At 43.4% G+C, this 20914-nt stretch carries 16 protein-coding genes; 10 read left to right on the forward strand and 6 right to left on the reverse strand.

The annotated features are described in order from the left end of the window. Positions 1–199 precede the first annotated feature (199 nt). On the reverse strand, positions 200–718 hold the full coding sequence (locus PseudUWO311_RS15345) for an inorganic diphosphatase (protein ID WP_142656124.1): 519 nt from the start codon (positions 716–718) through the stop codon (positions 200–202). Between the two features lie 385 nt (positions 719–1103). Here PseudUWO311_RS15345 and murI point away from each other — a divergent pair, with 385 nt between their 5' ends. From murI to PseudUWO311_RS15360, 3 genes are all read left to right on the forward strand, one after another. Continuing rightward, positions 1104–1934, forward strand: coding sequence for a glutamate racemase (gene murI, locus PseudUWO311_RS15350; protein ID WP_142656125.1), 831 nt, complete (start codon positions 1104–1106; stop codon positions 1932–1934). A gap of 199 nt (positions 1935–2133) precedes the next feature. Further along, the gene (locus PseudUWO311_RS15355; protein ID WP_142656126.1) at positions 2134–3537 is read left to right on the forward strand and encodes an N-acetylmuramoyl-L-alanine amidase; all 1404 of its coding nucleotides are present in this window, start codon (positions 2134–2136) and stop codon (positions 3535–3537) included. Positions 3538–3666: 129 nt separating this feature from the next. Then, complete coding sequence (locus PseudUWO311_RS15360) at positions 3667–5100, forward strand: N-acetylmuramoyl-L-alanine amidase (protein WP_142656127.1); 1434 nt, start codon at positions 3667–3669, stop codon at positions 5098–5100. Between the two features lie 34 nt (positions 5101–5134). On the opposite strand, the gene PseudUWO311_RS15365 is transcribed toward PseudUWO311_RS15360, so the two are convergent. From PseudUWO311_RS15365 to psbH, 4 genes are all read right to left on the reverse strand, one after another. Continuing rightward, the gene (locus PseudUWO311_RS15365; RefSeq protein WP_142656128.1) at positions 5135–6277 is read right to left on the reverse strand and encodes a sugar phosphate nucleotidyltransferase; all 1143 of its coding nucleotides are present in this window, start codon (positions 6275–6277) and stop codon (positions 5135–5137) included. Between the two features lie 203 nt (positions 6278–6480). Further along, positions 6481–7125 carry an aminoacyl-tRNA hydrolase gene (pth, locus tag PseudUWO311_RS15370; protein ID WP_317843024.1) on the reverse strand — a complete coding sequence of 215 codons (645 nt, stop codon included), beginning with the start codon at positions 7123–7125 and terminating at the stop codon, positions 6481–6483. After that, positions 7118–7423, reverse strand: coding sequence for a TatA/E family twin arginine-targeting protein translocase (locus tag PseudUWO311_RS15375; RefSeq protein ID WP_142656129.1), 306 nt, complete (start codon positions 7421–7423; stop codon positions 7118–7120). The genes pth and PseudUWO311_RS15375 overlap by 8 nt, the downstream gene beginning before the upstream one ends. Positions 7424–7629: 206 nt before the next feature. Then, entirely contained in the window at positions 7630–7824 is a 195-nt protein-coding gene (gene psbH / locus PseudUWO311_RS15380) for a photosystem II reaction center phosphoprotein PsbH (RefSeq protein WP_142656130.1), read from the reverse strand. 77 nt (positions 7825–7901) lie between these two features. Between psbH and psbN the strand changes: the two genes are divergently transcribed. From psbN to dnaK, 6 genes are all read left to right on the forward strand, one after another. Continuing rightward, positions 7902–8033, forward strand: a complete 132-nt coding sequence (psbN, locus tag PseudUWO311_RS15385) for a photosystem II protein N (protein WP_103669666.1) — start codon at positions 7902–7904, stop codon at positions 8031–8033. A gap of 55 nt (positions 8034–8088) precedes the next feature. Then, entirely contained in the window at positions 8089–8514 is a 426-nt protein-coding gene (locus PseudUWO311_RS15390) for a molybdenum cofactor biosynthesis protein MoaE (protein ID WP_142656131.1), read from the forward strand. A 39-nt stretch (positions 8515–8553) separates the two neighbouring features. Next, a complete protein-coding gene (locus PseudUWO311_RS15395; protein ID WP_142656132.1) occupies positions 8554–9129 on the forward strand; it encodes a DNA-3-methyladenine glycosylase in 576 nt (191 codons plus the stop codon). A 337-nt stretch (positions 9130–9466) separates the two neighbouring features. Next, positions 9467–9784, forward strand: coding sequence for an STAS domain-containing protein (locus PseudUWO311_RS15400; protein WP_142656133.1), 318 nt, complete (start codon positions 9467–9469; stop codon positions 9782–9784). A gap of 448 nt (positions 9785–10232) precedes the next feature. Next, positions 10233–10652, forward strand: coding sequence for a CAAD domain-containing protein (locus tag PseudUWO311_RS15405; RefSeq protein ID WP_142656134.1), 420 nt, complete (start codon positions 10233–10235; stop codon positions 10650–10652). Between the two features lie 149 nt (positions 10653–10801). Continuing rightward, positions 10802–12772 carry a molecular chaperone DnaK gene (gene dnaK, locus PseudUWO311_RS15410; RefSeq protein WP_142656135.1) on the forward strand — a complete coding sequence of 657 codons (1971 nt, stop codon included), beginning with the start codon at positions 10802–10804 and terminating at the stop codon, positions 12770–12772. Between the two features lie 29 nt (positions 12773–12801). On the opposite strand, the gene PseudUWO311_RS15415 is transcribed toward dnaK, so the two are convergent. Next, the gene (locus tag PseudUWO311_RS15415) at positions 12802–15981 is read right to left on the reverse strand and encodes an adenylate/guanylate cyclase domain-containing protein (protein WP_142656136.1); all 3180 of its coding nucleotides are present in this window, start codon (positions 15979–15981) and stop codon (positions 12802–12804) included. A 333-nt stretch (positions 15982–16314) separates the two neighbouring features. Between PseudUWO311_RS15415 and gltB the strand changes: the two genes are divergently transcribed. Further along, entirely contained in the window at positions 16315–20904 is a 4590-nt protein-coding gene (gene gltB, locus PseudUWO311_RS15420) for a glutamate synthase large subunit (protein WP_142656193.1), read from the forward strand. Positions 20905–20914: the final 10 nt, after the last annotated feature.

Genomic DNA, 20914 nt, shown 5'->3' on the forward strand with positions numbered 1-20914 from the left:
ACTATTTGGTTGTCTAGGTTCTTGGCACTCCCTCTCAGGTCGGGTTCGCTTCGCTTTCGCTCGTCTCTCCCTTCAGCGCTTTACTAAGTTATCAAGCTTGCCTTGCTTTGTCAAGCGTTTTTTGAAATTTGTTTCGAGAAGAGTTCAACCTATCTCGTCTATTCCTTACGATAGAAGGATTATAGGCTCTAAAAAAGTTTTAGGATTTAGGCAATGCCGCTTCAATTGATTTAGTTACGAGGGCTTGCACTGCTTCTACGCCTTCCCATCCTCTGATTTCGGTAGCTTTCTTTTCTAGGTTTTTGTAAGAACGGAAAAATTCAGCGATCTCTTCGAGGCGGTGTGGGGCAATATCGGCTAGGGTCTTGACATCAGCATAGCGAGGATCTTTAGCGGGGACGCAGAGGATTTTCTCGTCCCGATCGCCTCCATCGATCATGATTAGCATCCCAATTGGACGGGCAGGGATAACACAGCCAGGGAATGTGGGTTGATCCATGATCACCATGCCATCAAGAGGGTCGCCATCGTCAGCAAGGGTGTTGGGTACGAAACCATAGTCATAGGGATATTGGACTGAGGAGTAAAGGACGCGATCAAGAGCAAAGGCGTTGAGCTCCTTGTCGAATTCGTATTTATTTTTGCTGCCCGCTGGAATTTCGATTAGGACATTAAGGATGCCTGCTTTTGGTTGTGGGGGAATACGTGATAAGTCCATTAGTAACTCCTTTGTTTAGTTTTTGAGTTTTTATTGTTCTTTGTACAGATGCTAGTCGCGTAGACGATCGCATGCTGCCTAGAAAAAGTATAGCGATCGCTAGTACCGTTAATACATAAACACTGGAAAGGAATGACAACATTAGCATCGACATTCCTGATTTAGATGTACATATACTGGGATGTAAAGCAATCCTAATTAATTTGTGATGTCAGCAAGTTTGTAAAAGAGTGCACCATAGAGGTTTACTTTCACAAACTATTTAGGATTGATATATTTGATGTGCAGCCTTGTTTATTATGTTTATAAGGTTAATTAGTTAAGCTGATATTCACGTTAAGAAAAGTATGCTTTACTGTGATGCATGTGAAGTGTGAGGATGTGCATGGTTTTGCAGCAAGAAGCTCGGTTCCCTATTGGTGTTTTTGATAGCGGGGTTGGGGGACTTACGGTTTTACAAGAAGTTCATCGCCAATTGCCTAATGAATCTGTGGTTTATTTCGGTGATACGGCAAGATTGCCCTACGGAAAGAGATCAGCTTCGGAAATCATTGAGTATGTATATGAGATTTTGCACTGGATGCAGTCTGAGCAAGTCAAGATGGCAATCATGGCTTGTAATACCAGTTCGGCATTGGCGCTAGATATAGTAAGGAAAGATTTTGATTTGCCAATTTTGGGTTTGATTTTGCCTGGGGCAAGAGCAGCTGTGGGCAAAGGCAAGCGCATTGGGGTAATTGCCACAACCGCGACTGTAAAGAGTGAAGCCTATGTAAGGGCGATTTGTGAGAGCGATCCCCAAGCACAGGTTTTTCAAGTAGATTGCCCTGAATTTGTACCTTTGATTGAGTCAGATCGCATTCATGATCCCTACACAATGCAAGTAGCAAGGAAATATTTACAGCCACTTATCGAAGCAAATATTGATACTTTGGTTTTGGGATGTACGCATTACCCCCACTTGTCAGGAGTTTTACGACAAATTTTGCCGTCCCATGTGGCACTAGTAAATCCTGCTTCTTATGTAGTGAGGGCGGCAAGTCAAGAGTTAGATCTGATGGGCTTGAAATGTCTAGATAATCGTAGCGATCGCGCTCAAACCAGATTTTTTGTGAGTGGGGAACCAGATCGGTTTGCTCAAGTTTCGCGCCGCTGGTTAGGAAAGTTACCTTTGGTGGAAAAAGTTTCTCTATCTCCTGTAGAATTGCTGTCTTAAAGCACATCGACATAATTAAAAAACAGACACAAAAATGTACCGCCCGCTGCGCGGGCAGTACATTTTTAAGGTTTTTATGTTTAACTTAGCGACTTAAAGCTTTAGCTTAGAGCTCTCTAGTCAATTTGATGGGAGTAATCTTTTGAATCAACGTTACAAACGATATCTACCGCTGGTTTTGAGCTTTGCAGCTGTATGCATGAGTACACAATCTGTTAATGCTCAAGTTGATTTTGATTTGCCACTGCAAGATACTAACCTCCAAGCACAGCTACCATCTTCGATTCAGCAGCTACAGCTCCGCAATGTTCAAGTTAGTGCTGATGGATTAGTTTTACAGATCAACGGCATTCCCAAGATGAGTGCATCGCGGATAGCTAGTCCCGATCGCATTATTTTAGATTTACAGACCACAGAAGTTGCACCATGGATACACAACTCTCTAATAGCTGTGAATCGCTATGGGGTCAAACAAATTAGGGTAGCCCAGTTTCAAAAGTCCCCTGCGATCGCTCGGTTAGTTTTTGATCTTGATAATAATAGTCCTGCCAGTTGGCAAAGTTCTTTTGATCAAACAAGAGGATTATTGGTACTTCGTCCCTTAGGAATATCAGGAACTTCAAATAATCCCAGCAATTTACCAGTGACGGGCTCGACTGTAGCTAATAACAATTTAGCAACAACTATTGATGGTTTGTCATTTAATGGTTACGGGCAACTAGTAATTCAGGCTAGTCGAGCGATCAGCTATCGTACTAGCCTAGATTTAGCAACTAATACTTACAATGTCACAATTCCTTCAACTCGGATTTCATCACAGTTACGCCGCCCAATCTTAGGATCTAATAGTCCTATTGAGCAAATTCGGCTCAATCAGGTGGGGGATGCAGTAGTTGTGAGTGTAAAAGCGCTTGCGGGTTGGCAAATTCGCGAAACCGCGAGAACCAATACACAGGCGATTTCCTTGCAGTTGGAGAGTGTTGGACAAGTCGCAACAGGTAATCCTCAAAATCCGCGATCGCAAATTCAGCCTAGCTATAGTAATAATAATGGTCGTCAGTTAGTCGTAATTGACCCTGGGCATGGGGGGCCAGATGTGGGAGCTACCAGAAATGGAGTTTACGAAAAAGATATTGTGCTGGCAATGAGTAAACAGCTAGGCAGGATATTGCAACAGATGGGATATTCTGTGATGTATACGCGCACTGAGGATATTGATCTCGACTTAGAGCCAAGAGTGCAGATGGCAGAGAATGCCAGAGCGAGCGCATTTGTGAGTGTTCATGTAAATTCTTTAGATGCAAGTGCATCACAGGTAAATGGGGTTGAAACTTATCATGCTCCAGGTGCGTCTCTAGGTAAGAATCTTGCAGAATTTGTACATGAGCAAATTATTGCTAGTACAGGTGCAACTGACCGTGGTGTGAGGTCGGCTAGATTTCATGTGATTGTCAACACTTCGATGCCCGCAATTCTGGTGGAAACTGGATTTATTACAAATCCATCAGAAGCGGCAAGATTGGTCAATAGCTCCTATCAAGAGCGAATGGCAGCTGCGATCGCCAAAGGAATCGATCAATTTTTAAGATCTTATCGAAGATAAATAGTGGGACGATCAACCTAATCGAAGTCAATAATCTTTCCAAAATCAATCCGTTTAGCTCATCTTTTGGATCTTTACACCATTGGGAGAAATATTTTGCGATATCGACAACTAGCAGTCGGAATTTTTATGACCGTAGCTACCAGCTATGGAATACCTGTATTGGAGCAATTACAGGCACAGTCTCTAAATACGGCTAATCAATCTGATGCAATAAAGCTAAAGAATATTAGACCTGCTACCAATGGCTTGATGTTGAATATGAATGCCAATCCACAGATCCGTATACAAAGAGAAGATAACCCCTCTCGTCTGATCTTAGATTTGCAAAATACTTCCTTAGCAAAGGAATTACATCAAGCCAATCTGCCGATCAATCGGTTTGGAGTCAAGCAGGTTAGAGTAGCTCAGTTTCAAAATAGTCCTGAAATAACTAGATTAGTTTTTGACTTAGATAGTAACGATCCCAACAGCAAAATTACATGGAAAAGTCAGTACATTGCTGCAACCAATACGCTTTTACTCAGCCCAGAAAATCAAGTTGCTCAAGCAATACCCATCGACTCCAACCCCACAAGTCCTGGTCCCACACCAATCAATCCTCCAAGTACAATATCAAGCCATGCTGTGATTGAAAGGTTGAGTTTTAGTAGTACTGGACAATTGCTAATTTTTGCCAACCAACCATTCAACTATCAAACAAGACTAGATCGTACCTCTGGAATATTTAATGTAATTGTTGCCAATGCCAAGATTTCATCTAACCTGCAACGTCCCAGTCTCACAGCCAATAGTCCAATTGAAAGAATTCGTCTCTCACAAGTTGGCAGCTCTGTCGAAATTGCAATTAAAACGATCGCAGGTTGGCAAGTTCGTGAAACTCAAAGATTCACAAATCAACAAATCCAATTACAAGTTTCGTTAAATAGTAATTCGCCATTTCCCAATAATCAAAACCCTTTACCAAATAATAATCCTTCTATCCCAAATCCACAGAATACAGGCGATCGCCGTCGGGGCGTAATATTCGTTGATGCAGGTCATGGTGGTAATGATCCAGGTGCTGTTGGTAACGGCATCCAAGAAAAAGATGTAGTTTTACCAATCAGTCTGAAACTAGGTCAAGCCCTACAAAGCATGGGTTATACCGTTTATTACACTCGTACTAATGATGTGGAAATCGACTTGGAACCCCGTGTTGCCGCAGCTGAAAGGATCAATGCTGATGTGTTTGTAAGTGTCCACGCCAATTCCTTAGCTCCTGGAAATAGTGGCATCAGTGGCGTAGAAACCTATCATTCCCGTAACTCAACAATTGGTAGAGAGTTGGCTAGCTATGTACATTCACAGATCATTTCTGGCACAGGGGCAAATGATCGCTCTGTTAGAGGCGCAGGTTTTTATGTAATTGCCAAAACTTCAATGCCTGCAATTTTAGTTGAAACTGGCTATGTCACAAATCCAACAGAAGCTAGAAATTTAAATAGCCCAGATTATCAAAAACGGATGGCGGATGCGATCGCGCGCGGTATCGACCAATTTATGCGAGTACGTGGCAGATAAACAATAATGGCAGCGCTAATGCGCTGCCATTATTTTAAGAAGGAGATTTAGAAAGCTCTAAAGGAGACTGAGATTTCTGCTGGTGTCTAGCATCGGTAATTAACCAATCTAGAGCGGCAGCTTGCAAGTCAATAGTTGCACCTGTTTTATCAACACAATAACGACCAAACACCAATTTATCGACTAACCGCACATCTGATAAGCGTGAATACTCAAAAATTACGCTACGTTCAACCACAGCACCACTGCAAACATGACAGTTAGGTCCGATCATCGTGGGACCAATGATGGTCGCACCATCTTCGATTTGGGTCATACCACCAATATAGACGGGTCCACGGATATCAACTTTATCCCAATTCACAGAGACATTTAAGCCTGTATAAACTCCTGGCTTAATTTCATGCCCAGGAATATTCACGTTTTTAATTTTGTCTGAGAGTACATCTTGGATGGCTTGCCAATAGTCAGGAACTTTACCAATATCAACCCATTGAAAATCCATAGAGATTGCATGGAAAGGCAAATTATCTGCCACCAGCTTGGGAAATAAGTCACTACCAAGATCAAACTCTACCCCTGAAGGAACATAGTCGAGGATTTCTGGCTCGAAAATATAAATCCCTGTATTGATCGTATTGCTAAGCGCAGCTTCAACGCTTGGCTTTTCCTGAAACTGCTTAATTCTGCCATCAGAGTCCGTAACTACAACTCCATAGCTCGATACCTGATCCCTCGGCACAGTCTTTGTAATAATCGTAGCTAGAGATTTTTTCTGACGATGCCAGTTCACCGCATAGGTGAGATCAAGATCGATTAAAGCATCACCGCATAGGACAACAAAGGTATCATCAAAAAATGGGGAGAAATCTTGGATTTTTTTGAGCCCACCAGCCGACCCAAGTGCACTGCCTTGCAGTTTGCCATCAATGATGGTTCCTTCAAAGGAATATGCCATCTGTACGCCAAACTTTTGACCGTCTCGAAAATAGTTTTCGATCTCTTCTGACAAGTGGCTAACGTTAACCATGATCTGATCAAAGCCGTGCTGTCTGAGTAACTCAACTAGAAACTCCATCACAGGCTTTTGCATGATCGGAATCATGGGTTTGGGCATAATATTCGTGATCGGGCGGATTCTAGTACCTTTACCCGCAGCCAAAATCATGGCTTTCATAAATTACATTCTCCTCATCACTACGATTAAATGGTACTTATGTATCTCTGTAATTTAGTTACTTAAGATATATCTAAGATTCATAAAAATCCGTCTTATCATACCCTGTAAGTAGTCCTAAAAAGTTTAGGAAGGACAAACCAGCAAATCCTTTAGGCTTAGATGAGCTTAAATGGAGTTGTGTAAAGCTCAGTCAATGCAATTTAAATATCAATACTACGACTGTTGTATAAGCTCATCGACTTTTCTAGACCATCCGCTAAAATGCTTGTGACCGTAGATTCGGCAAGGTTAAAAATTTCAGGCAAGATTTTAGTTTCCGAAGTTGAAAAACCTCCTAAAACGTGGTTAGTAACATTTTGATTTGCTTTGGACGCGATCGCGCCGTCAACATCATTTTTGCCCCCGCGCCCAATACCAAGACGAAGCCGAGGAAAGTTTTGCGTACCCAGATGCGAAATTATAGATTTCATGCCATTATGCCCGCCTGCGGAGCCTGAGGGACGCAATCGTAATTTTCCAAGTGGCAAATCCATATCGTCATAGATAACCAAAATATTTTCAGGATTTCCCTTAAACCAATCGGCACAGGCTCGTACAGACTGTCCTGAAACATTCATATATGTGGTGGGCTTGAGCAAACGAATTTTACCGCTACTAGCTAATCGAGTCGATAATCTCCCTTCGCCAAAAATGCCATAAAATCGCTTTTCTTTGCCAAGGGAGATGTTCCAAGATGTGGCTAAGCGATCAACCGTCATAAATCCAATATTGTGACGGGTGCGCTCATATTCCGTGCCAGGGTTACCAAGCCCCACAATTAAAGAAATAGATTGAGTCTCAAGCATCCGAGGCAGTTACTACTTCCTTAGTTTCTTCTGAAGATGTAGCTACAGAGCTAGCTACTGGGGTAGCAACATCGGAGATTACTGGAGCAGGAGATTTCTCTGCAATGGGTGCAGGTTGCTCTAAGCGATCAGCTTCACGCTTAAATTCAGATTCAAATTCGCGGGAAGCATCTTGAAAACCTTTAATGGCTTTACCCATACTGCGTCCAATTTCTGGCAACTTTTTTGGACCAAATATCAAGAGTGCCACGAGCATGATCAGAATCATTTCAGGCAAGCCAATACCAAAAATATTCATTGAGAAGACCTTTTTTATAGGACACAAAACTATTAACAAGAATTGCTGCGATACCAACAATTCTAAGTTATGGAACCAAGTTTAGGGTTTTCAGACTCGTAAATCTAAAAAAACTAAACTTGGTTTTGACAATGCAAATTTCGGCTGCAATACATTAAAGGCACGCTATGCGTGCCTTTAATGTATTGATCAGGATAGCTAGAAAATTAGCCGCCCCAATTGAGGTTGACACCATCAAGGATCAACGAGGCATTGTACAACTGGAGGATGATTACCAGAAATACAAGGAACAAGCCCATGAATACAGCCATGAGAGGTGTAGTTCCCCAACCGCGAGAAACCTTACCGTATTCTGCATTTAGGGGTCTGAGGATATCGCCAAGGCGGGTACGTTGTGACATAACTTAGTCTTCTTAAAAGGATTGTTACAAAATAGTATAATTGTAATTTAGAATAACTCAAATCATTGGTTCAATTCATGGAAAATGCAACTTCGATCGCGGTGACTGTCGCCGTATGTGTGATCTGCTTAACGGCTTATGCGATATACGTGTCTTTTGGACCACCAAACAAGGGATTAGTTGATCAGTTTGAAGAACACGAAGATTAATATAAATAAGCATTACAAGCCGAGACCTAGCTGGTCGATAACAAGTTGATCAAGAATGTTTAACCATTTTCGACTTACTCATGATGTTTTAGATGTGTCGGCTGTCTATACGATCGCCGACAATGCTTGTAATGGGGCAGTTGTATTAATGAGTGGGATGGTACGCAATCAAACGGGAGGAAGAGCCGTTGACTATTTAGACTATCAAGCCTATGAGTCTATGGCTTTACAAGTTTTTCAAAATATTAGCGATCGCTGCCATCAGAAATTTCCAGATATTACTGAAGTTGTCATTCATCATCGGCTAGGCAAACTTAAAATTGGCGAAATTAGCGTTTTAGTCGCCATTGGTTCACCGCATCGGGCTGAAGCGTTTGAGGCTTGTCGTTATGCGATCGACACTTTAAAAACAGATGCGCCGATCTGGAAAAAAGAATTTTGGCTTGATGGGGTAAGCAGTTGGGTAAATTGCCCCGTATAGAAAAAAGGAACTTTGCGCCTTTTGGGTTTGGAGTTTTTGATGCTGCTAGAAAAATCCTTTTTTGCTCGACCAGCTTATGAAGTTGCGCCTGAACTATTGGGATGCACTTTAGTTAGACGAATTGACGGACTTGAATATCTGGGAATTATTGTCGAAACTGAAGCCTATGACGCGACCGATCCAGCTTGTCATGGCTATCGACGCAAGACTAAACGTAATCGAGCAATTTTCGGCTCACCCTGTACAGTTTATGTCTATTTAATTTATGGGATGTATCACTGCGTCAATATCGTCACCGATCGCGAAGATTTTTGTAGTGCAGTTTTAATTCGTGCGATCGAATGTGATCGCTTACCGAGTTGGCACAATCTTCAGGAAAAGCCTCATCGGGCAGGTGCAGGGCCAGGCAAACTTTGTCGCTTGTTAAAAATTGATCGCCAGCTAGACGGCATTACTTTGCACCCAGATTTCGATTTATGGGTAGAAGCGCGATCTCCAGATTTTGGTGAACCAATTCACCAAACCATCAGAATCGGCATTACACAAGGAGCTGATATTCCTTGGCGCTGGTATTTAAGCGATCGCAGGTCTGTATCACGAAAAACCAGACAATAAAGGCAGCGCGGCTGCCTTTATTGTCTGGTTTTCATGTTCTACAAACATATTGATAACTTTAGAAATAACCTTTTCATAACTTTTGGATAAAGAAATATTGAATCTAGGAAGTAGGATGCTTACATGAAATAAAAAATTACAGTTGAAAAGCCAAGCTTTGTTTGGCTTGTATGAATTAATTTTTAAACAAAAAAATAATTTTTCAACTTAACACTTTATATAGAATTATCCTTCCTGAGACACATCTAGACATTTTAGTTAAATTTTTAATTAATAATTTATTAGCTCAATTCAGATATTTTTAGTACCTCGCAATTGGGGAAAAGGAGAATAAGCAATGCGTATTGAAGTAATGCAACCAACAGGTCATCTTGATGCAACCAGTACTAACCATTTTCGTCAGCAAGCTAGCAGCGTATTAGATCGGAAACCTGATGTATTACTTATTGACCTAAAACATTTAAAACAGATGGATAGCTCAGGTTTAGGGGCTTTAATTTTTGCTTTGAGGAGCGCTAAAGCGATCGGCTGTAAGTTTGCTCTCTGCTCAATCAGCGAATATATCAGCTTTTTGCTAGAAGCAACCTCAATGAAAGCTTTATTTGATGTATTTGAAAATCGCAGCCAATTTGAACATTCTTTGAAAAAAGTTTAAAGAAATCTTCAAAATCCTTTTAAATTACCCAAAAGAGATAGGGCGTAAAGCACCTCGTCTCTTTTTCTTTTTTTATATTTCGATCTCTATTCCTACAAAAAGCTGTAGCCATAGCCACTATTATACAAAAGCACAAAATAACATAACCATTTAGTGCTTTTAAAACCCTTACGGGGTTTGGTTTTCAATTCACAAAAGTGTCGTTACACTTTTGTGAATTGGTATTAGAGAGTCTGATGCCATGTATCGCGACACCTCACACTCGGATTTTAAGCCTTAACAAGTCTGACAACAGCAGCTTTAAAAAATCCCAAAAGAAATGGGGCAAAACGCCTCATCTCTTTTGAAATAACAACCACTCTGTTAGAACGATCCTGCAAACAAAACGCTACAAATATTGTTAAAATTTCCCCATCGTGACTGACTGATCAATAGGATCAAACAAATTATGGGACCTAAAGAAGACAATGTTGAAGCGATCGCAGAAGATCTAGCCGAAACTGTAAAGCCAGTGCCATCTACTCCTGAGACAACAGCAGTGACAGCTGCATCGACCTCGGTCGATGACTCACTAAAAATTAGCTACGATCTTTGGGAAAAAGTCAAACAGCTTTGGGAGGAATACTTTGGGGAAGGCAAGAAATCTAACCTCACTTTGGCAATCATCATTATCATTACTATTCCTCTATTGATCGCCACCTCAACACTTGTAGACTTCTTAAATAAACTACCTGTGTTACCTAGCGTGTTTGAATTAGTTGGGTTTGGCTACTCAGTATGGTTTGTCTATCGATACCTATTACTTGCCGATACTCGCAAAGAGCTCGTTGATGGACTCAATGCATGGAAAAACAAAGTTTTTGGCTAAATAACTAATCTTCTGACAAGGGGGTTAGTCCCCTTTGTCTATAAGCGTGATGTTTAGAGCTAGGATATTAGCTAAAGTAAAGCAAAATCAAAAATTGTTAAGCTGTTTAATAAGCAGTCTTGGGAAGTGAAGAGGTATATACGTCAAGCATGGGCAAAATTGTAGGTATTGACTTGGGTACGACAAACTCTGTGGTAGCCGTTATGGAAGGTGGCAAACCCATAGTGATTGCAAACTCAGAAGGTAGCCGCACCACCCCCTCCGTTGTTAGCTTTACTAAAGATGGTGAACGTCTTGTCGGACAAATGGCCCGTCGGCAAGCGGTGCTAAATCCTGACAATACCTTTTATTCTGTCAAGCGCTTTATCGGACGAAAACATAGTGAACTCTCGGCTGAAACTAAGCGTGTTCCCTATACAATCCGTCGCGACGATCAAGGCAATATCAAGTTACGCAGTTCTAGACTTGAAAAAGATTTTGCCCCTGAAGAAATTTCGGCAATGATAATTCGCAAACTCGTAGATGAAGCGAGTCGATATTTGGGAGAACCTGTAACGGGTGCAGTAATTACGGTTCCTGCTTATTTTAATGACTCACAAAGACAGGCAACTAAGGACGCTGGCAGAATTGCGGGGATCGAAGTCAAGCGAATTTTAAACGAGCCGACGGCTGCATCGTTAGCCTATGGCTTAGATAAGAAAACGAATAAGAAAATTTTAGTATTTGATCTTGGCGGCGGCACGTTTGATGTGTCGGTGCTAGAAGTTAGTGACGGTTTATTTGAGGTTAAAGCAACGACAGGGGATACACAATTGGGGGGTGATGATTTCGATCGCCAAATTGTGAATTATCTTGCTGAAGAATTTTTAAAATCCGATGGTGTGGATCTCCGTAAAGAGCGACAAGCTCTGCAACGTCTCACCGAAGCTGCGGAAAAAGCCAAGATTGAACTTTCAACGGTGGGAGTTACTGAGATTAATCTGCCATTCATCACGGCGACAGCAGAAGGCCCATTACATTTAGAAACAAGTTTAAAGCGATCGCAGTTTGAGCGCTTAAGTGCAGATTTATTAGAGCGTTTACAAATTCCCCTTGATCGTGTGTTGCGCGATGCTCAAATTAGTCCTCGCCAAATCGATGAAGTGGTCTTAGTGGGCGGCTCGACGCGCATTCCTGCGGTACAGGAAATGGTAGAAAGAGCGATCGGCAAACCACCTAGCCAAAGTGTAAATCCCGATGAAGTTGTCGCGATCGGCGCAGTCGTTCAAGCTGCCATTTTGTCAGGTGAAATTAAGGATGTTTTACTGCTCGATGTCACCCCATTGTCCCTCGGCGTAGAAACTTCGGGCGGCGTGGTCAAGCGCTTGATTCCTCGAAATACAACGATTCCTTGTCGCAAGATGGAATTATTTACCACAGCCGAAGACAATCAAACTTCTGTGGAAATCCATGTGATCCAAGGCGAACGAGATCTTGCGGAATATAACAAGTCTTTGGGACGCTTTAAATTAAGTGGACTTGATCCGCAACCTCGTGGCGTAGCTCAAGTTGATGTCACTTTTGACTTAAATACCGATGGGATCTTGGCAGTGACCGCTAGCGATCGCCGCACGGGAGTTGAACGCCGTGTCACGATCAAGGGCGCTTCGACCTTGGATGAAAAAGAAGTGCAGCGCATGGTCACGGAGGCGGAGCAATTTGCCGATCGCGATCGCGCTAAACGAGAACGCATCGAGAAATTAAATCGAGCTGATAATCTCGCCGTTGGGGCAGAGCGACAACTGAAGGAATTAGCGCTGAACTATGGCTATAAGCTCAGTTACGAACGCCGTAAACAAATTGAGGGATCAATCAAAAAACTAAGAGATGCGATCGCAAAAGAAGATGATGCCCTAATTGATCGTTCTCAGTCGGAGTTACAAGAAGCTCTCTATGCGCTATCAACTGAACTCTATGCTGAAGATGATGAATATGATGACGATGAAGATGATGATCTATTCGGTGGCATCCTTGAAAGTATCGGTAGTTTTGCAAGTCGCAATAAACGCGGTAAAGATGAAGATGACCGTCGTCGTCCAAATACGCGAGTGTCTTATGATGACGACGATGACTGGATGTAAATAAAAGGATTGCGCGAAGCGCAATCTTTTTATTTTGGGGAAGAGGTAAGCCAATAGGTTTGCATTAATCCTTTGCCCTTGACTTCGATCACGCCACGCTCGACTAAATCAAATTTATGTTTTAGTAGTTCATAGGTAGCGGCAGTCACTTGGATTTTACCAACTTCACTGTGGGACTCCATCCGACTCGCCACATTCACCGTGTCACCCCAGAGATCGTAAATAAACTTTTGTGTGCCGATTACCCCCGCAATTACAGCCCCCGTATGAATACCGATACGGATTTGTAGTGGTTTACCTGTCAATTTGCTAAGTTCATTCACTTTATCAACCATATCTAATGCCATAGATGCGATCGCCTCCGCATGATCTTCTGTCGGAAGAGGAATACCACCTGCCACCATGTAGGCATCACCGATGGTTTTGATTTTCTCCAATCCATACTTTTCGCAAAGGGTATCAAAATTAGAAAAAATTAGATTTAGCAGATCGACAAGTTCCTGAGGAGAGAGCTCTGAGGACATTCTGGTAAAGCTCACCAAATCGGCAAAAAGAACAGTGACTGACTCAAAGCTATCGGCAATAACTCCGTGAAATTGTTTGAGGCGATCGGCGATCGCTTTAGGCAAAATGTTTAATAATAACTTCTCGGATTTTTCTTGCTCACTATGAAGTGCTTCCTCGGCAAGTTTTCGTTCGGTAACATCATCAAGTACACCCAAAATACCAATAGTCTTGCCCTCAGCATCAATAATTGGCAACTTACTAATATCTAGCCATATTGATTTTCCCGACTTATCTGGATTAAGCTTCCGCTGAATTACATGCATTTCAGGAATATTCGATTCCATTATTTGTTGATCATGGGCGCGAAATACATTTGCTAACTCAAGATTTCCAATTAGATCGTAATCAGTTTTGCCCACTACGCTTTCTGGAGTTTCTAATTGAGCAGACATCGCCCAATTTTTATTACAGCCTCGGAAAACCAGATTGGTATCTTTCCAGAAAATCTGTTGCGGAATACTATCAATGATTAATCGCAAATAAGTTTTTTGTTCTTCGAGAGCTTGCTCCGCTCTCACGCGAGCAGTTATATCTTGAAAACTCCATACACGTCCAATAATCTGATTGCCAATCCTCTGTGGACGGGAATAACGTTCCAATACTCTGCTATCTATCAGTTCTAGCAAATCATAACTTTCGTGTTCAGGATGACGATAGAACTCTTGCGATCGCAGCATAAAGTCTTGAGGATCAATCATCATTGTCGATAGAAACTCCAATCGAAGATCAGTATTGTTTGCAGATAAAATCTCTGGAGATAGCGAGAACATATCGACAAAGCGCTGGTTATAACTATTGACATGACCAAGCTGATCCACGGCAACTACGCCATCGGCAATCGATTCAAAGGTAGCTCTTTGCAAACTCACAAACTCTTCAAGAGTGGACTCTATTTTCTTTCTTTCCGTAATATCAATTCCAATCGACAGAACCTCAACCAACTTTCCCGAACCATCCAAAATAGGGCAATTCGCCCAAGATATCCAAACTTCCTCTCCATCATTGCGAATGTTTTGACTTTCTTGAAACATAGAAACTTGGGGAGCCTTAGTGCTATTTCCCATCCAGTTCAGCAAATCAGTAATAGTTGTATCATCACTATTCTTGATAATAGTTCCACTAATATTTCTCCCAACCATCTCATCTTGATTATGAAATCCAAAGAAGGTTACCCCATATTCATTAATAAATTTAATTGTGCCAGCAATATCTCTCCGTAAAATGATGCAATTTGCCGCTTCAACAAGGGTACGGTATTTAGTCTCACTGGTTTTTAAATCAGAAGTACGCTGTTCCACCCGAATTTCTAATTCTTCTTTACTTTGGGCAAGCTCCGTAAAAGAGATTTGCAATTGTTGCGCCATTTGATTAAAGGAATCAGCCAGAATTGACAGCTCTCGAACATTCGCTGTTTGAATAGGTTTATAGGGATGACCCGTGGCAAGATCGGCTGAGGCAGAGAGCTCTGCCAGCAAATGCGAAGCATCGATTAATTTCTCTACTGGTTTAGCAATCCACTTTGATGTATAGAAGCCTGTTACACTAGCCAATATAAAGGCTAAAGCACATAAGACGATTGTGTTGCGTGTATTAATATTAATGCGATCGCGAAAGTCTTGTTCCGAAACGGCTACGAGCATCAACCAGTCTAGACCCTGTTCATTTTGCAATCGCGTAATCTGGACATATTGAGTCGCACCTTCCCATTCCATTTGGATCTGTAGATGCTTAGGAATATCAGTAGAATTAGGATACTTTTGTTGAAGATTTTGAAAAATCAATCGCAGTAAAGGATTTTGACTTTTATTAGCATGAATGCGTTGTTGTTTTTTATCTATGGAAATATAAGGTGCTTCAGAAGTTGATGTAGCGACGATCTCTCCTGATGGTTCGAGAATGAAAGCTTGTCCTGTTTTAGCGATTTTTAGTTGGCGTAGAAAGTCACCTATTTGAGCCAGCGTCAAATCGATCGCAATTACTCCGCGTAAGTTACCAGATTCATTATAAATCGGCAAAGAAGCCGTAATCCCTAAAATCGGACGCGCCACAAACAGATAAATCGGACTCCAAACAGCTTGACGAGCCTTGACAGCACTTTTATACCAAGGGCGATCGCGAGGATCGTAAATATTCGCCTCAATCTGGTTTAGGATTTTCCCAACATTATCTAATCGATAGATTAATTTTTGCTGTGAAGCTGATGAATTTGGCAAGAAAGATTGATGTAATACTAAAGCATTACCTTCCCTACGCTCGACACCAATAAATTGCCCTTGGGGATTTGCTGCGTAGAAAAAATATAAACTTTGGGCTTGGCGCATCTGTTGCCAAAATATCTTATCTAAACTATTTAAATTCTCAAAATTCAAATAGCCTGCCCTTGCCATAGCTCCATGAGACTGCAAAATTTCTAAAGGTGCATCGAAGTAACCTCTCACATGGGCTTCAATCGTGTTGGTTACTTCTTGTCCGATTTGGGGAGCTAACTCCTGAGTTGCTTCACGTCCGTTCTGTACCGATAGCCATCCTGTAATCCCCACCGCCAAAATCACTTGCGTCACGAAAGGAACAATCAGCAATATCTTGAGAGACATCTGGCGATCGCGTTGGGATTTGTGATCTTTACAGTCGGGAGCAGTCATACAAAAGCTGCGTAAAAAATGCTAGATATTCCCCATAATAAAGTGATCCTCGCTTAAAAGTATGTGTCTGCGCCTATTTGCTCAGATTTATTAGCTCAGCATCAATGAATTCCTTATGGCTAGTTTAAGACAATTTTAACTTGTTTGGTTTCGTAGTAAGGGCAACAAAAACGGCTCTGAGCATCATTTGATCTACTCAATAGATGATCAATTCCTTAAAACATCCTACCTAAGTCAGAGATTTATTAGTACAATCCAAAGTAGCGATCGTAACTACCCGATTACGATGAAGCTCACATAATAGTTCTTTAACAACATCCCTTTCAGTCCATGATGAATAGCAACGCACTGCCCGTAAAACAAGGTTTATACGATCCCCAATTTGAACATGACGCTTGTGGGGTCGGCTTTATTGTCCATAAATCAGGAAAGAAATCCCATGCGATCGTTGAGCAGGGGCTGACGATTTTGGAGAACTTGGAACATCGCGGCGCGTGCGGTTGCGAGACAAATACGGGTGATGGTGCTGGGATTTTGATGCAGATTCCTCATAAGTTTTTGGTAAAGGTAACCGCCGCTGCAAATATTATTTTGCCAGAGGTTGGTCAATATGGCGTGGGCATGGTTTACGCTTCGCCAGATCCTGAGACTCGTAAGCATGGCAGACAGGCTTTTGAAAAGTTGGTTGAGTCTGAAGGTTTAAAAGTTTTAGGCTGGCGCGATGTACCCACCGATAATTCTTCCTTGGGGGCGACAGCGCAATCGAGCGAGCCATTCATGCAGCAAGTATTTATTTTGCGATCGCCCGATCTTGCTGATGACCTCGCTTTCGATCGCAAATTATTTGTAATTCGCAAGCTTGCCCACACCGCCATTCGCGCCTCAAATATTGATGCCTATTGGTATCCCTCTAGCCTTTCCTGTCGCACCATCGTCTATAAAGGGATGTTGATGACGGCTCAAGTCGGACAGTATTACGCCCATGATCTGCACGATCCCGACATGGAGAGCGCTCTGGCTCTAGTTCACTCCCGCTTTAGTACCAATACTTTCCCTAGCTGGGAGCGATCGCACCCTTACCGCTACATTGCCCACAATGGCGAAATTAATACTTTGCGCGGCAATACTAACTGGATGATCGCCCGTCAGTCGATGTTTGAGTCGGATTTGTTTGGTGATGATATCTCGAAGATCAAGCCCGTAATCAACATTGAAGGCAGTGACTCGACGATTTTTGATAACGCTTTGGAATTGTTAGTGCTAGCAGGGCGATCGCTTCCTCATGCCGTGATGATGATGATTCCTGAGCCTTGGACAGCCCATGAGTCCATGAGTGATGAGAAGAAAGCATTTTACGAATATCACTCCTGTTTGATGGAGCCTTGGGATGGGCCTGCCTCGATCGCCTTCACTGATGGCACGATGATCGGCGCTGTGTTGGATCGCAATGGCTTGCGCCCTTCTCGCTATTACGTCACTAAGGATGATTTGGTGATCTTCGCGTCGGAAGCAGGTGTATTAGACATCGCTCCTGAAATGATTGAATCGAAGGGTCGCTTACAGCCAGGGCGGATGTTCCTTGTGAATATGGAAGAGGGGCGGATTGTTGCTGATGAAGAAATCAAGCATCAAATCGCGACTGAGCATCCATACCGTGAATGGATTAATCAGCATATGGTGGACATTGCCAATCTCAAGGATGGTGACGCGACTGAAGCCGAAGCAATTCCTCTAACTCAAAGACAAATGGCGTTCGGCTATTCCTTTGAGGATTTGCGCTTGCTATTAACTCCCATGGCACGCGATGGTGTGGAAGCTGTGGGCGCAATGGGAGCCGATACACCGCTAGCGATTCTTTCCAATCGTTCCAAACTTCTCTACGATTATTTCCAACAGCTATTCGCACAGGTTACCAATCCACCGATTGACTCTATTCGTGAAGAGATTATTACTTCTGCCGAAACTACTATTGGTGCAGAACGAAATCTCTTAAAGCCAGAACCAGAAAGCTGTCACTTGATCGAGCTAAAGACTCCTATTCTCAGCGATGCGGAACTTGCAAAGTTGAAGCATATTAACGAAGGTGGTTTTAAATCCGTCACTCTTTCCACTTTGTTCAATTCTAAATCTGGTGTATCGGGATTAGAATCGGCGATTAATGAAATTTGTGCCAAGGCGGATCAAGCGATCGCTGATGGTGTGAATATTTTAATTCTTAGCGATCGCGGTGTTGATCCTGCTAACGCGCCAATTCCTGCATTGCTTGCTGTATCAGGCTTACATCACCATCTCATCCGCACAGGCACAAGAACCAGAGTCGGCTTAGTCCTCGAATCTGGCGAACCTAGAGAAGTGCATCACTTCGCGCTCTTGATTGGCTATGGTTGCGGCGCGATTAATCCCTATCTTGCCTTTGAAACCATCAAAGACATGATCGATCAACGTCTCTTAGTCAATGTCGAGTTCAAAACTGCGGTTAAGAACTTCATCAAGTCAGCAACTAAAGGCGTAACCAAGGTTGCATCCAAAATCGGTATTTCCACCATCCAAAGCTATCGAGGTGCTCAAATCTTTGAAGCGGTTGGATTGAATCAAGATGTGATCAAGAAATACTTCACTTGGACAGCCTCACGCATCGAAGGCGCAGATTTGGAAGTAATCGCCCATGAAGCGATCGCTCGTCACACCCACGCCTTCCCCGATCGTCCCGCTAGTGGCAACACCCTCGATGTCGGTGGCGATTACCAATGGCGCAAGGATGGCGAAGCCCACCTGTTCAGCCCTGAAACAATTCACGCCTTGCAAAAGGCCGTGCGCGATGGCAACTATGAACTGTTCAAGAAATATTCGAGTTTAGTCAATGAACAGAATCAACAACATTTCACCCTGCGCGGCTTGCTCGATTTCAAATCCCGCGAATCAATTCCCATTGAAGAAGTAGAACCCATTGAATCAATTTTAAGCCGCTTCAAAACTGGCGCGATGAGCTATGGCTCGATCTCGAAGGAAGCTCATGAGGCTCTGGCGATCGCCATGAATCGCATCGGCGGCAAGTCTAACACAGGCGAAGGCGGCGAAGATCCTGATCGCTACACATGGACAAACGAGCAAGGCGATTCCAAAAATAGTGCGATCAAACAGGTTGCCTCAGGACGTTTTGGTGTAACCAGTCTGTATCTCTCCCAAGCCAAAGAGATTCAAATCAAAATGGCTCAAGGCGCAAAACCAGGGGAAGGCGGTCAACTCCCTGGAAAGAAAGTCTATCCTTGGATTGCCAAAGTTCGCCACTCCACCACAGGTGTCGGCTTGATTTCACCTCCTCCCCACCATGACATCTACTCCATCGAAGACCTCGCTGAGTTGATCCATGATCTCAAAAATGCCAACCGCGCTGCCCGTGTCAGTGTCAAGCTAGTATCGGAAGTCGGCGTAGGCACGATCGCCGCAGGGGTTTCCAAAGCTCACGCTGATGTCGTTCTCATCTCTGGCTACGATGGCGGCACTGGCGCATCACCCCAAACTTCGATCAAACACGCTGGCTTACCTTGGGAACTTGGACTCGCGGAAACCCACCAAACCCTCGTTCTCAACAACCTCCGCAGCCGCATTGTTGTGGAAACCGATGGACAGATGAAAACTGGTCGTGATGTTGTGATCGCGGCTCTACTTGGTGCAGAGGAGTTTGGCTTTGCCACCGCGCCTCTCGTCACTCTCGGCTGTATCATGATGCGCGTCTGCCATCTCAACACCTGCCCAGTTGGCGTGGCAACTCAAGATCCGCAACTACGCGAGAAGTTCACAGGCGATCCCGCCCATACCGTCAACTTCATGACCTTCATCGCGATGGAAGTCCGCGAATTGATGGCGAAACTCGGTTTCCGTACCCTTGATGAAATGGTCGGTCGCACTGAAGTGCTAGAAGCCAAGCAAGCTGTCGAGCATTGGAAACTCAAGGGCTTAGACTTCTCGAAGATTCTCTATCAGCCCGAAGTCGGTGAAGATGTTGGTCGCTATTGCCAAATCCCACAGGATCATGGTTTAGACAAATCCCTTGATATGACTGTGTTGTTGGATTTGTGTCAAGCTGCGATCGTGGATGGCGAACCCGTTGAAGCAGTAGTTCCCATTAAGAATATCAATCGTGCCGTCGGTACGATTCTCGGCAACGAAATCACCAAGCGCCATTGGGAAGGATTGCCCGACGACACAGTACATCTACATTTCCAAGGTACTGCTGGTCAAAGCTTCGGTGCTTTCGTTCCCTCTGGTGTGACGATGGAACTCGAAGGCGATACGAATGATTACCTCGGTAAAGGACTAAGCGGCGGTAAAATCATTCTCTATCCCCATAAAGCTTCGACCTTTGTCGCCGAAGAGAACATCATCGCTGGTAATGTCGCTCTCTACGGCGCAACCAGTGGCGAAGTCTACATTCGCGGTATCGCTGGCGAACGCTTTGCCGTGCGGAACTCTGGCGTAAATGCCGTAGTCGAAGGCATCGGCGATCACGGTTGCGAATATATGACTGGCGGAAAAGTGGTCGTTCTTGGATTAACAGGACGGAACTTCGCCGCTGGTATGAGTGGCGGTATTGCCTACATTCTCGATGAGGCAGGCGATTTTGCAACCCGTTGCAATACTTCGATGGTCGGCTTAGAGAAACTCGAAGATCCCGAAGAAATCAAGGATCTGAAGCAGTTGATTCAACAGCACGTTGACTATACAGAGAGTGCGATCGGTGAACGAGTTCTCTCTGATTGGAATGCGATGCTTCCTAAATTCGTGAAGGTAATGCCCAAGGATTACAAGCGGGTATTACAAGCGATTAAGGAAGCCTTAGAAGATGGTCTGAGTGGTGATGATGCCCTAAACGCCGCCTTTGAAGCCAACTCCCGCGATGTTGCCCGTATCGGTGGCAGCTAGGCTAATCAAT

Source organism: Pseudanabaena sp. UWO311, assembly GCF_006937785.1.
Taxonomy (GTDB): domain Bacteria; phylum Cyanobacteriota; class Cyanobacteriia; order Pseudanabaenales; family Pseudanabaenaceae; genus Pseudanabaena.